This window comes from Gilliamella sp. wkB7 (genome assembly GCF_001693435.1).
Lineage (GTDB): Bacteria > Pseudomonadota > Gammaproteobacteria > Enterobacterales > Orbaceae > Gilliamella > Gilliamella apicola_N.
Genome location: NZ_CM004509.1, coordinates 1,428,791 through 1,442,945, shown reverse-complemented (window position 1 = coordinate 1,442,945; position 14,155 = coordinate 1,428,791). Strand labels below are relative to the sequence as shown.

General features: G+C 36.2%; 10 protein-coding genes. 1 reads left to right on the top strand and 9 read right to left on the bottom strand.

Annotated features, from left to right (window positions below; all coding sequences use genetic code 11):
• Nucleotides 1-160 precede the first annotated feature (160 nt).
• The 4 genes from tuf to rpsL all read right to left on the bottom strand — a co-directional run bounded on the left by tuf (nucleotide 161) and on the right by rpsL (nucleotide 4,572).
• Entirely contained in the window at nucleotides 161-1,345 is a 1,185-nt protein-coding gene (gene tuf / locus A9G17_RS06230; protein WP_065737967.1) for an elongation factor Tu, read from the bottom strand.
• 69 nt (nucleotides 1,346-1,414) lie between these two features.
• A complete protein-coding gene (gene fusA / locus A9G17_RS06225) occupies nucleotides 1,415-3,517 on the bottom strand; it encodes an elongation factor G (RefSeq protein WP_065737966.1) in 2,103 nt (700 codons plus the stop codon).
• Nucleotides 3,518-3,626: 109 nt separating this feature from the next.
• Nucleotides 3,627-4,097, bottom strand: coding sequence for a 30S ribosomal protein S7 (rpsG, locus tag A9G17_RS06220; protein ID WP_065737965.1), 471 nt, complete (start codon nucleotides 4,095-4,097; stop codon nucleotides 3,627-3,629).
• Nucleotides 4,098-4,197: 100 nt separating this feature from the next.
• Nucleotides 4,198-4,572: a 30S ribosomal protein S12 gene (gene rpsL / locus A9G17_RS06215; RefSeq protein ID WP_025316630.1), complete on the bottom strand. Its 375-nt coding sequence runs from the start codon at nucleotides 4,570-4,572 to the stop codon at nucleotides 4,198-4,200.
• A 444-nt stretch (nucleotides 4,573-5,016) separates the two neighbouring features.
• On the opposite strand from rpsL, the gene A9G17_RS06210 reads away from it, so the two are divergent.
• A complete protein-coding gene (locus A9G17_RS06210; protein ID WP_065737964.1) occupies nucleotides 5,017-6,204 on the top strand; it encodes a XylR family transcriptional regulator in 1,188 nt (395 codons plus the stop codon).
• A gap of 66 nt (nucleotides 6,205-6,270) precedes the next feature.
• Here the strand turns inward: A9G17_RS06210 and xylB are convergent, their stop codons facing one another.
• The 5 genes from xylB to A9G17_RS06185 form a co-directional block, all read right to left on the bottom strand.
• Nucleotides 6,271-7,728, bottom strand: coding sequence for a xylulokinase (gene xylB, locus A9G17_RS06205; protein WP_065737963.1), 1,458 nt, complete (start codon nucleotides 7,726-7,728; stop codon nucleotides 6,271-6,273).
• Between the two features lie 94 nt (nucleotides 7,729-7,822).
• Nucleotides 7,823-9,142, bottom strand: a complete 1,320-nt coding sequence (gene xylA / locus A9G17_RS06200) for a xylose isomerase (protein WP_065737962.1) — start codon at nucleotides 9,140-9,142, stop codon at nucleotides 7,823-7,825.
• A 39-nt stretch (nucleotides 9,143-9,181) separates the two neighbouring features.
• Nucleotides 9,182-10,624: a D-xylose transporter XylE gene (xylE, locus tag A9G17_RS06195; RefSeq protein WP_065737961.1), complete on the bottom strand. Its 1,443-nt coding sequence runs from the start codon at nucleotides 10,622-10,624 to the stop codon at nucleotides 9,182-9,184.
• A gap of 327 nt (nucleotides 10,625-10,951) precedes the next feature.
• Nucleotides 10,952-12,262: an NCS2 family permease gene (locus A9G17_RS06190; RefSeq protein WP_065737960.1), complete on the bottom strand. Its 1,311-nt coding sequence runs from the start codon at nucleotides 12,260-12,262 to the stop codon at nucleotides 10,952-10,954.
• Nucleotides 12,263-12,461: 199 nt separating this feature from the next.
• Nucleotides 12,462-14,036, bottom strand: a complete 1,575-nt coding sequence (locus tag A9G17_RS06185) for a TerC family protein (protein ID WP_065737959.1) — start codon at nucleotides 14,034-14,036, stop codon at nucleotides 12,462-12,464.
• Nucleotides 14,037-14,155: the final 119 nt, after the last annotated feature.

Genomic DNA, 14,155 nt, shown 5'->3' with positions numbered 1-14,155 from the left:
GAATAGTGTTTTATAAAAGACAAATAAAGTACATAAAAATTAAAACGGTAAATTGGCATTATTAAAGCAGTCGAGATAAACATAAAGAAGGCGCGTATAATACGCGCCTCTTGTACTGATAAAGAGCATTAAGAATAATGCTCTAAATAGTTAACATGGATTATTTAATAACCTTAGCAACAACACCAGCACCAACAGTACGACCGCCTTCACGGATAGCGAAACGTAAACCGTCTGCCATCGCGATTGGGTGAATTAATGATACAGTCATTTTGATGTTATCACCTGGCATTACCATCTCTACGCCTTCTGGTAATTCGATAGTACCTGTTACGTCAGTTGTACGGAAGTAGAACTGTGGACGGTAACCTTTGAAGAATGGAGTATGACGACCACCTTCATCTTTGCTTAGGATATACACTTCTGATTCAAAATCTGTATGTGGAGTGATTGAACCTGGTTTTGCTAATACTTGACCACGTTCGATTTCTTCACGTTTTGTACCACGTAATAATACACCAACGTTTTCACCTGCACGGCCTTCGTCTAGTAATTTACGGAACATTTCTACACCAGTACAAGTTGTTTTCGCTGTTGGTTTGATACCTACGATTTCAACTTCTTCACCAACTTTGATTACACCGCGCTCTACACGTCCTGTTACTACTGTACCACGACCTGAGATTGAGAATACGTCTTCGATTGGTAATAAGAATGGTTTATCAATGTCACGCTCTGGTTCTGGAATATAGCTGTCTAATGCTTCCGCTAATTCAACAATTTTTTCTTCCCATTCTGCATCGCCTTCTAACGCTTTAAGCGCTGAACCACGAATTACTGGTGTGTCATCACCTGGGAAATCGTATTGAGATAGAAGTTCACGTACTTCCATTTCAACTAATTCTAATAATTCTTCATCATCAACCATATCGCATTTGTTTAAGAATACGATGATGTAAGGAACACCTACTTGACGACCTAAAAGAATGTGCTCACGAGTTTGTGGCATAGGGCCATCTGTTGCTGCTACTACTAAGATAGCACCGTCCATTTGTGCCGCACCAGTGATCATGTTTTTAACATAGTCAGCATGGCCCGGGCAGTCTACGTGTGCGTAGTGACGAGTTGGTGTATCGTATTCAACGTGTGAAGTGTTGATGGTGATACCACGAGCTTTTTCTTCTGGTGCGTTATCGATTTGATCGAATGCACGAGCTTGACCGCCGTATTTTTTAGAAAGTACAGAAGTAATAGCTGCAGTTAAAGTTGTTTTACCGTGGTCAACGTGGCCGATTGTACCAACGTTAACGTGGGGTTTTGTACGTTCAAATTTTTCTTTAGACATCTTAATGTTCCTTTATTAAATCACTTCCCTTCTAAATAAAAGGGAAGTGTTACTTTATTTATGTAAAAATTATTTCGCTTTACGAGCTTCAATAATTGCTGTAGCAATATTGGTTGGCGCTTCATTGTACTTCAAGAACTCCATAGAGTAAGAAGCACGACCTTGTGTTTGTGAACGAAGATCTGTTGCATAACCAAACATTTCTGAAAGTGGAACTTGTGCTTTAACTGTTTTACCAGTAGCAGTATCTTCCATACCTTCGATCATACCACGACGACGGTTTAAGTCACCGATTACGTCACCCATATAATCTTCTGGAGTTTCAACTTCAACTTTCATGATAGGTTCTAAAAGCACTGGTTTAGCTTTCATGAAACCTTCTTTAAATGCCATTGAACCAGCAATTTTAAATGCCATTTCTGATGAGTCGACATCATGGTAAGAACCATCAAAGATAGTAACTTCAACATCAACAATTGGGTAACCAGCAAGAACACCATTTTTCATTTGTTCTTGACAGCCTTTATCAACTGCAGGGATGTATTCTTTAGGAACCACACCACCAACAATTTCATTGTTGAATTTGTAGCCTTCGCCGCCAGCTTCCAATGGTTTGATTTTTAACCATACATGACCATATTGACCACGACCACCAGATTGACGAACAAATTTACCTTCTTGTTCAACTTCATTACGAATGGTTTCACGGTAAGCAACTTGTGGTTTACCAACATTTGCTTCAACTTTGAATTCACGTTTCATACGGTCAACGATGATTTCTAAGTGAAGCTCACCCATACCTGAAATAATTGTTTGACCTGATTCTTCATCTGTGTGAACACGGAATGAAGGGTCTTCTTGTGCTAATCGACCTAAAGCAAGCCCCATTTTTTCTTGGTCAGCTTTGGTTTTTGGTTCAACTGCAACTGAAATTACTGGTTCAGGGAATTCCATTCTTTCAAGAATGATTGGTGCGCTTTCAGCACAAAGAGTATCACCAGTAGTCACATCTTTAAGACCGATTGCTGCAGCAATGTCGCCTGCGCGAACTTCTTTAATTTCTTCACGTTTGTTAGCGTGCATCTGAACGATACGACCAAAACGTTCTTTTTTATCTTTAACAGAGTTAAGAACAGTATCACCTGAGTTTACAACACCAGAGTAAACACGGAAGAATGTTAAGTTACCAACAAATGGGTCAGTTGCAATTTTGAATGCTAATGATGAGAATGGTTCATCATCACTTGAATGACGTTCAGCTGCTTCACCATTTGCTAATTCACCTTTAATTGCAGGTACATCAGTTGGTGCAGGTAGATATTCAATAACTGCATCAAGCATGAATTGAACACCTTTATTTTTAAAGGCACTACCACAAGTTACTAAGATAATTTCATTAGCAAGTACACGTTCACGTAATGCAGCTTTAACTTCTTCTTCAGTTAACTCTTCACCACCAAGGTATTTTTCCATTAACTCTTCACTTGCTTCAGCCGCAGCTTCCATTAAGTAAGCACGCCATTCTTCGACTTGCTCAACCATGTCAGCAGGTACATCTTCATAAGTGAATGTTACGCCTTGATCAGCATCATTCCAGTTAATTGCTTTACGTTTAAGTAAATCAACTACACCAGTAAAGCCTTCTTCAGCGCCGATAGGTAAAACTAAAGGAACAGGTACTGCTGCTAAACGAGTTTTGATTTGATCAACAACACGTAAGAAGTTAGCACCCATACGGTCCATTTTGTTTACGAAAGCGATACGTGGAACTTTATATTTGTTTGCTTGACGCCATACTGTTTCTGATTGAGGTTGAACACCACCAACTGCACAGTAAACCATTACTGCACCATCAAGAACACGCATAGAACGTTCTACTTCGATTGTGAAGTCAACGTGTCCCGGGGTGTCGATAATGTTGATACGGTGTGGTTCAAATTGTTGACCCATACCAGACCAGAATGCAGTTGTTGCAGCAGAAGTGATAGTAATACCACGTTCTTGTTCTTGTTCCATCCAGTCCATGGTAGCTGCGCCATCATGAACCTCACCAATTTTGTGACTTACACCAGTGTAAAACAAAATACGTTCAGTTGTTGTTGTTTTACCTGCGTCAATATGTGCACTAATACCAATATTGCGGTAGCGTACTATAGGGGTTGTACGAGCCATATTAATCCTCTACTTAGAATCGTTTGCTTAATAAAATATCATTTAGGTTGGCTGACAGTAGATATGTACTACCAGCCGAATCCTCAGCCATTTAATTGAATGGCGAAAATTACCAACGATAGTGTGCAAACGCTTTATTAGCTTCAGCCATACGATGAACATCTTCGCGTTTTTTCACAGCGGTACCTTTGTTTTCAAAAGCATCCATAAGTTCATTCGCTAGGCGTAAAGCCATTGATTTATCGCCACGTTTACGTGCCGCATCTACAATCCAACGCATTGCAAGTGCATTACGACGAACAGGGCGCACTTCAACAGGAACTTGGTATGTAGAACCACCAACGCGACGAGACTTAACTTCTAGAGTTGGTCTTACGTTATCTAATGCAACTTCGAAAGCTGCTAAGTGGTCTTTTCCACTACGCTCAGCTAATTTATCAAGAGCTGAATATACGATTGATTCTGCGATAGATTTTTTTCCATCTATCATTAAAATATTTACAAATTTCGCCAGCAAATCTGAACCGAATTTCGGATCAGGTAAAATTTTTCTTTGACCAGCAACATGACGACGTGGCATTGGAATACTCCGTTTATATGTTATAAATTTTTCAGGTTTACCCAAAACTCAAGTGAGTTAAATGGAATTATTTAGTTTGGCCTTACTTAACGGAGTTCCATTAAGCTTTAGGTCGTTTCACACCGTATTTAGAACGGCTTTGTTTGCGATCTTTAACACCCGCGCAGTCTAATGCACCGCGAACAGTATGATAACGAACACCAGGTAAGTCTTTAACACGACCACCGCGGATTAAAATCACGCTGTGTTCTTGTAAGTTGTGACCTTCACCACCGATATATGAAGTTACTTCAAAACCGTTGGTTAAACGTACACGGCATACTTTACGTAATGCTGAGTTTGGTTTTTTCGGTGTAGTGGTGTAAACACGTGTACAAACACCGCGTTTTTGCGGGCATGCTTCAAGAGCAGGAACGTTACTTTTTACTTCCTTTAGTGCTCTCGGTTTGCGTACCAGCTGATTAATTGTTGCCATTAATAAGCTCCTGATTAATTAAAATAAATTTAAAATTGCTTTTTAGATACGTAATTAATAACTGTAGACCAAAAATTATGTATATAAGTTTTGGGTCGCAAGATTCTAGACCCCAACAGCCATAATGTCAAGTATTACCACAAGTTCTTTGCCTGTTTCAATTAAATTTTATTAGTATTAGGTAAAAATAATAAAAATGTTTTAATTTTATTTTGTTACTCTTTTTGTTGTTTAAATTATTTGATGTAATTTATGCTTATTTTGATATCACTCATGTTTAGTGATTAAGAAGGTCGCCAAAAAGCTAATTAGAGCGAGTATTTTTTATAAAAGTGATCGGTTTCATTTTATGTCAGTTAACATTATGTGATTTTACTCAAATTTTTATACATTAAAAAACAGTAATAATATGTTGATTGTGAACATATTTAACGTGTAACAATAATGAATATAAAGAATGAATCTTACAAAGTTGTTTTATTATTTAATGCAAATAATATTTACGATCGACAAATTCTTAAAGGTATTGGTGATTTTTTGAAATTAGATAATATTCATTGGAATATTTATATATCAGAAACTCTGCGTTACGATAAAAAAGCTTCTTTCCATTTAGATTGTGATGGCATTATTGCTAATTTTGATGATCCTGATATTGAAGATTTGCTTACCAAGGTTGATATTCCGATAATTGGTGTGGGTAGCTCATATCATGATGATTTTAGTTATCCTAAAGTTCCTTATGTGGCGGCTGATAATTATGCCATCATTGAAAGTGCTTTTAGTCACTTATGTGATAAGGGAATAAATCAATTTGCTTTTTATAGTATACCGCCAACTCGATATTGTCGTTGGGCAGGCGTAAGGGAAAAAATCTTTGAAAAAATTTTAACCCAGAAAGGTTATCAAGGCGTTATCTATCAAGGAATGATAACTTCTTTAGATAATTGGCAAGAAAGTTTAGATAAATTGTCCAAATGGTTATTATCATTACCTGTTAATACCGGTATTATTGCGGTAAATGACGCTAGAGCGCATCATATTTTACAAGCTTGTGATATAGTCGGTTTGAAAATACCAGAAGAACTATGTTTGATTGGTATTGATAATGAAGAAGTGATAAATAATTTATCGATGGTTTCTTTATCGACCGTAAAACAAGGCACAGAAGAGATGGGCTTTAACGCAGCGAATCTATTGCATAAACGCTTAACTAAAGGGAAAGTTTCCACCTCTCCTTTATTAATTGCACCCAAAAAAATTATTGCAAGGCGTTCAACAGATTATCGTTCAATACAAGATCCTTATGTTATTCAAGCAATGCACTATATTCGAAAATATGCCTGTAAAGGCATTAAAGTTGAGCAGGTTATTTCTGATATGCAAATTTCTCGCTCTAATTTAGAAATACGTTTTAAAGAGTCATTAGGTAAAACCATTCATTCAGTGATTCATGAAGAAAAGTTTAATCGAGCTAAATATCTATTAATTGAATCATCATTGCCTATTCAGGCTATTTCCCAGCAATGTGGATATCCATCAGTACAATATTTTTATTTTTTATTTAAAAAGTTTTATGCAATGACACCTAAAGATTTTAGAGGTAAATTTACAAACCTTAATTCACTATAATGTGTTTAAAATAAATGTATAAAAAAGCAGAAAATCATATAAATATGAACTTCTGCAGGTTAAATATTAAGACATTAATGGTTTTAGCTGTTGATAAATTTTTCTAAAAATTGAACGTTGTTGTTGGAATTCTGCATGTTTTTTCATGTCAGGTTGATGGATTTGAATCATCAGTAATGGCGGTAACAAGGCTTCTAACTGAGTATTTGGATTACATGCAATTTGTGCCAGTTTTGCTGCACCTAAAGCGGGTCCAACTTCGCTTCCCTCGCAATATTCAATAGGGTAGCCTGAAATATCACTTATTAATTGTCGCCAATAGCGACTACGTGCCCCTCCACCAATAATCAAAATTTTATCGGGTGAAATACCTGTTTGATGAACAACATCAATACCATCGGCAAGCGCATAGCTGACGCCCAATAATACTGCTTTTGCTAGATCTATCTTGTTATGTTGATAAGTTAGGCCAAAAAATACGCCTTTTGCTTCAGGATTATTATGTGGCGTTCTTTCTCCTGATAGATAAGGTAAAAAATACACCGGTGGTTTATCATTAGCTTGTTGTTCTTCAATTGAAGATAATAATGTCGCCACATCTTTAATTTCTAATAATTGACAGGCCCAATCAAGGCATGAAGCGCAACTCAACATAACCGACATAAGATGCCACCGATTAGGTAGCGCATGGCAGAAACTATGGATTGCTTGTTCTGGCTTGCTGATAAAACGATCCGTAACGGCAAAATAAACACCTGAGGTTCCAAGTGATAACATGGCTTGACCAGATTGATACAAACCGACCCCCACTGCGCCAGCTGAATTATCTCCGCCACCGGCTATCACCGCAATGTTGTTAATTCCCCAATCATTGGCAATTTCATCTATAACATAACCAGTGATTTGAGTACCCTCAAACAGAGTTGGCATATGTTTTCGAGTTAAACCGCAAGAATCTAATAGTAAATCACTCCAATCGCGCTTTTCAACATCTAACCACATTGTACCGGCAGCATCAGCCATATCGGATGCAAATTGATTGGTGATTTTAAAACGTAAATAATCTTTGGGTAATAGTACTTTGTCAATCTTGGCGAATATTTCTGGTTCATGATTTTGTACCCATTTGATTTTGGGTGCAGTGAAGCCCGCCATCATCAAGTTTCCTGTGATTTGTCTTGACGTCGGTACTTGTTGTTCTAATTGATGACACTCGGCATCACAACGTCCGTCATTCCAAAGTATTGCTGGTCTTAATATTTGTGCTTGTTGATCTAAAAGTACAGCGCCATGCATTTGCCCACTTAGACCAATGGCTTTTACAGTTTTTAAATTATGTTGCTGACTAAGTTCACGCATAGCCATATCGGTTGCATGCCACCATTGTAAAGGATCTTGTTCAGACCATAATGGATGAGGGCGTGATACTGTTAATGGTTTTGTAATAGTGGCAACGATGTGTTGTTGTTCATCCATCAAAATTACCTTGATCCCTGAAGTACCTAAATCAATACCAATGTACATAGTTTTCTCCATTGTGTTGCCATCAGAGCTATCGTTATTACCGAATAATGGTAACTATATAGTAGCTCTGACTTTATTATATTCAACAATATTGCTAGCCAAAAATAAACTTATTAACGAGATTTTCTAGTTTCTCTTGTTCGCCACTGTATGGTTTTGGTTGTAAATTGTGGGAAAGACTATATTGAGCAATATTTTGTAGTGTCATATTGCCTTGTAATATCTCTTTACCTAAGTTGTTACTCCAACCTGCATAACGGTCAGTAACTTTTTGATTCAGTGCATTATCCTCAATCATTCTTGCTGCACATTTCAATGACAATGCCATGGTATCCATTGCGCCAATGTGCCCATAAAATACATCATATTTATCAATGCTTTGGCGGCGGATTTTTGCGTCAAAATTCAATCCTCCCGTTGTAAATCCGCCATTTTTAAGAATTTCATACATGACAAGGGTATTTTCTTCGACACTGTTTGGAAATTGATCGGTATCCCAGCCTAGTTGTGGATCGCCACGGTTAGCATCAAGTGATCCAAATATACCTAAAGCAAAGGCAGAGGCTACTTCATGCTGGAATGAATGACCGGCAAGGGTCGCATGGTTGGCTTCTATGTTTACTTTAATCTCTTTTTCTAAGTCAAATTGTTTTAAAAATCCATAAATGGTTGCAACATCATAATCATATTGGTGCTTAGTCGGTTCTTGTGGTTTAGGTTCAATAAGTAGCGTGCCGTTAAAACCAATTTTATGTTTGTTTTCAACGACTAGTTGCATAAATTTACCGACTTGTTCTCGCTCTTTACGTAAATCAGTATTCAACAATGTTTCGTATCCTTCTCGTCCCCCCCATAGTACATAATTTTGTCCACCTAGTTTATGAGTTGCATTCATGGCATGTACAACTTGTGTTGCTGCACAAGCAAAGACTTCTGGATCTGGATTTGTCGCTGCACCAGCTGCATATTTCGGATTGGTGAAACAATTAGCTGTACCCCAGAGTAAGTTAACACCTGTTTGTTGTTGTTTTTCTAGTAAGATATCGGTCATTATTGATAAATTATTGATATATTCTTGAATCGAATTGCCTTCAGGTGCAACATCCACATCATGAAATGCATAAAAAGGTACGTTCATTTTATAAAAAAACTCAAAGGCAACATCCGCTTTAGCTTTTGCGTTACTTAATGGATCTGTATTAGATTGCCATGGATAGTTAAACGATCCTGAACCAAACATATCCGTTCCAGCCCAACAAAAAGTATGCCAGTAACAGATAGAAAAGCGTAAGTGTTCAGCCATGGTTTTACCTAAAATAATTTGACTTGGATTATAATGCCGAAAGGCGAAAGGATTATCAGTTTGTGTTCCTTCGTAATTAATGCGTTCTATTTTGTCATAGTAATGTTTCATAATGTTCTCCTTAATATTGTTTTTAAATTAGATTTTGATTTATTTATTCCAGAAATTTTCAAGTTCTTCTAAAGATTTTCCTTTTGTTTCAGGAAACCATTTCCAGATAAAAATAGCTGCCATTATGCTAATTGCACCGTATAGCCAATAGGCAAAACCATTATTAAAATGAGATATAAGATAGGTATTTTTATCCATAATTGGAAAAGTCCAAGATACTAGGTAATTTGTGATCCACTGTGCTGAAACAGCAATGGATAAAGCTTTACTTCGGATAGAGTTAGGGAATATTTCTGATAATAATACCCAGCATACAGGCCCCCAGGAGATAGCAAAAGAAGCGATATAAAACAACATTGCAGCAAGAGCAATACTGGCTGATATCTGTAAATAAAATGTCGTGCCTAATGTGATCATGCCTATTGCCATGCCAATGGCACCAATTATTTGTAATGGTTTTCGACCAAATTTATCAACGGTAAAAATAGCAATGGTAGTAAAAGATAGATTGATAATACCAACTACAATGGTTTGTAATAATGCTGAATCAGTACTAGCACCTAATGTTTTAAACACTTCTGGTGCATAATAAAGAACAACATTAATTCCCATTAATTGTTGAAATGCAGATAATAAAATTCCAATGATAATAACCCCTATACCATATTTTAATAATGAGCTACTTTTTTTATCACAATAGGATGATAGGGAATCGATAATGTTTTTTAATGCTTGATCGGCTTTTTGATTTCCTAAAATTTTAGAAAGAATATGTTGAGCTTTGTTTATTTTATTTTGTGCAGTTAACCAACGAGGGCTTTCTGGCACTGTGAATAATAATCCAAAAAATAGTAATGCTGGAATGGCTAAAGATAAAAACATATATCTCCAACCAACTATATTTAACCAAACTTGATCGCCTGAACTTGCTATACCGTAATTAACACAATAAACTAAAAGTTGTCCAAAAATAATAGCAAATTGGTTAAACGATACTAGCTTACCTCGGATTTCTGCTGGTGCCACTTCAGCTATGTACATAGGTGATAACATAGAAGCTAAGCCAACACCAATACCACCGATAATGCGATAAAACACAAAGTGAGGAACATATTGAGCTAAATAATAAGGTATTTGTTGAGATTCTATTGTACGAAATCCTAGTTCAGGCCAAGCGGATCCAATTGCAGCGATAAAGAATAAAAATGCTGCAATTAGTAATGAATTTCGACGTCCAAAACGATTACTTAAATAACCTCCCATTAAACCGCCAATAATACAACCAATTAAAGCACTTGCTACACAGAAACCTAATAAGGAATTTGCTGCAGTCTCACTTAAATGTTGTGGTTCAACAAAAACTTTAAATATGGACTCAACTGTTCCAGAGATAACGGCTGTATCATAACCAAATAATAGACCTCCTAAAGTTGCAACTAAGGTAATTCGGAAAACATATAGAGAATTATAATGCGTACTCATATTCATACCTGCTTGTTTATCAAATTTGGTTTCAATTAGATCTGAAACTGTTTAATCAATATGCATGAATATTAAGCACAACAACAATTACTAAATTTTGTACTATTTTTATGTTTTTTAGTTTTTGTGATGCAGATCAAATTAGCTAAAGGAGTGTTTGTTGAATAGGTGAATTATTGATAATTTGCCGTTTCCAATTTAATTTAAATTATAAATTCAGATTAAATCATGAAAAACTCGTTAATAAATTTTGTGTGTAGCAAGCTTAGGGAGGACTAGCTGATAGGATTATTTCTACCGTTATAAAACGGTAGAAATAAAATTGAATTAATGATGATCAATAAAGATAAATTTTAAAGCAAATAATATAGCAAAAATAATAACGCAAAGGTTGAGTTCTTTAAATTTACCTGTACAAGTTTTTAATACGACATAAGAGATAAAACCAAGCGCAACCCCTTCTGTAATCGCGAAAGCAAATGGCATCATTAATGCGGTGATAAATGCTGGTGTTGCATCAGTTAAATCTGACCAATTGACTTTAACTAAGCTTGAAACCATTAAAATTCCAACAAAAATAAGCGCACCAGAGGTAGCATAATTTGGTACAAGGTGAGCTAATGGCGATAAAAAGGTCATCATTAAAAATAATAATCCAACAACCACTGCTGTTAAGCCTGTACGACCACCAACAGAGATACCTGAAGAGCTTTCAATATAGGTTAATACAGATGATGTACCGAATAAACCACCAAGTGATGAGCTAAAACTATCAATTAATAATGCTTGACGCATTTTTGGAAAGCGACCTTTTTCATCACAAATACCCGCTTTATCGGTTAATGCCAGAATTGTTCCAGATGAATCAAATAAGCTGACAATCATAACTGAGAAGATTACACCCATAATACCGATGTTGAATGAACCGGCAAGGTCAACGTGACCGACAACAGGAGTTACACTTGGTGGGATAGATGCTATACCTTGATAATTAATGTTGGGATCTAACCAAAGCGCAAGCAGCGTTACAATAAAAATCGAAACAAGTACTGCTGCATGAAAGTTACGCGCAGCTAAAATTATAATAATAAAAAAGCCCAGTGAGCCGAGTAATACTTTTAGCGATAAAATATTCCCCATGGTTAATAGTGTTGCCGGCGAAGAAACGACAATACCCATATTTTGAAAGCCCATAAAAGCAATAAATAAGCCAATACCGGCACTAATACCGACGCGTAAACATTGTGGAATGTGTTCAATTAACCAATGGCGAACTTTCAATAATGATAATACAAAAAATACGAGCGATCCCCAAAATATCGCTCCCATACCTATTTGCCATGAGTAACCCATTGCACCACATATTCCATAAGCAAAAAAGACGTTAAGTCCCATTGCTGGGGCTAAAGCAATAGGTAAATTGGCAAATAAACCCATTAAAATAGTGGCAAAGGCTGTAACAACGCAAGTTAACACAAATACAGCTGAAGTATCCATACCCGTTGCAGATAAAATGGAAGGATTGACGAATATTATATAGACCATAGTAAGAAAGGTGGTACAACCAGCGATAATTTCAGTACCGACAGTTGTTTTTTTTTCTTTCAATTGAAATATTTTTTCGAATATTGAATTCATAAATTAAAGCCCAATTTTGGTTGTCAAGAATGAACGTATTTAACGTTGTACTATTTATTTTTTACCAAAAGTAAAAAATAAAAAAGATGAGGGTTGTTACTCCACATCTTTTAAAAAAGGAATTTTACTGCATAATTATTGCTTGTTATTTATTTAGGTCAAGCGTTATTCTAGTCTGTACAGTGCACTAGGCACAGTACTACTCAGATACAGCATCAAGTTTATTCAAAGTAATTTTGACTTTAAGAATACGGTGGCTTTCTATCTCGGCAATTTCGAATAGATAATCACCAATTTGTATCGTCTCACCGACATTAAGTAAATGTTGAGCTTTTTCCATTAGCAATCCTGCCAGAGTATGATATTCACGTTTATCATCAATGGGTATAGGTACAAAACGAATTAATTCTTCAACAGGAATATAACCATTAGCAATCCAACTATTATCATCTATACTTTGAATATCATGTTTAGCGTCAATTTCCTCTTCTTCTGTTGGAAAATCTCCCGCAATAGTTTCAATAATGTCTGTTACCGAGACAACGCCTTGCATTGAGCCAAATTCATCAACGACAAAAGCAAAATGGGTTTTAGCCTTTTTAAATTGCTCAAGTGCAACCAATAAAGATACCGTCTCTGGGAAGATAAGAGGCTGCTTAATCAATGAATTAATATCAATCGATTTTTTGCTTTGGATCATATCTTTCAAAAGATCGTTGACTTGAATGATACCCAGCGGTTCATCAATTGAGGCATTATCCGTGACAATTAAACGTGAATGAGGATTATCAAAAATTTCTTTTAGTATAACTTCACGATCATCATTAATATTAATCATATCAATATCTAATCGTGATGTCATAACACTACTGACTGAACGTTGGGCAAGTCCAAGCACTCGTTCGACCATGCTTAATTCTTGGTGATTAAATACAGAGACTTTTTTATTAGTATCTGATACCACATCAATCGTGTGAGTTTCAGGATCTTCTTCTGCATCCCCTTTAAGTAAATGCAAAACAGCTTCGGCGGTACGTTCACGTAATGGTTTTTTGTTTAATATTTTACGACGATTGAAAATAGCTAATTGATTGAAAAATTCAATCATAATTGAGAAGCCAATCGCTGCATATAAATAACCTTTAGGAATAATAAACCCAAATCCTTCTGCAACTAAACTAAAGCCAATCATCAGTAAGAAGCTTAAACAAAGAATGACAATGGTTGGATGTGAGTTAACAAAATGAGCTAAAGGCCCACTGGCAACCATCATAATGGCAATAGCAATACAAACAGCAATAATCATCACTGGAATATGTTCAACCATACCCACAGCGGTAATTACTGAGTCTAAAGAAAATACTGCATCAAGTACCACGATTTGGGCGACCACTGTCCAAAAATGTGAGGTTTTTTTCGGTTTTCCCTCTTCATGGGCAGAGCCTTCAAGGCGTTCATTGAGCTCCATCGTTGCTTTGAAAAGCAAAAATAGCCCTCCAATAAACATAATTAATTGGCGCGCATTGAATGTAATACCAAATTTTGAAAATAGTGGTGTATTAAGGGTAACTAACCAACCAGTTATCATTAATAATAAAATTCGGGTAATTAACGCAAATGCAAGACCGGTTATACGGGCTTTATCTCGTTGGTGAGGCGGAAGTTTCTCGGCAAGAATGGCTATAAAAACAATATTATCAATACCAAGGACGATTTCAAGTACAACCAGAGTGGATAAACCAATCCAGATTGTAGGATCCATGATCCATTCCATATGTCAGGTGATTACCTCTAATGATCACAGCACATGCTGCCGTGTAATTCTGGCTGTAATTGACCAAATAATCAATAAAATATTTATAAAAATTGTTTATTTTGTTAAAAAGTTTCAGG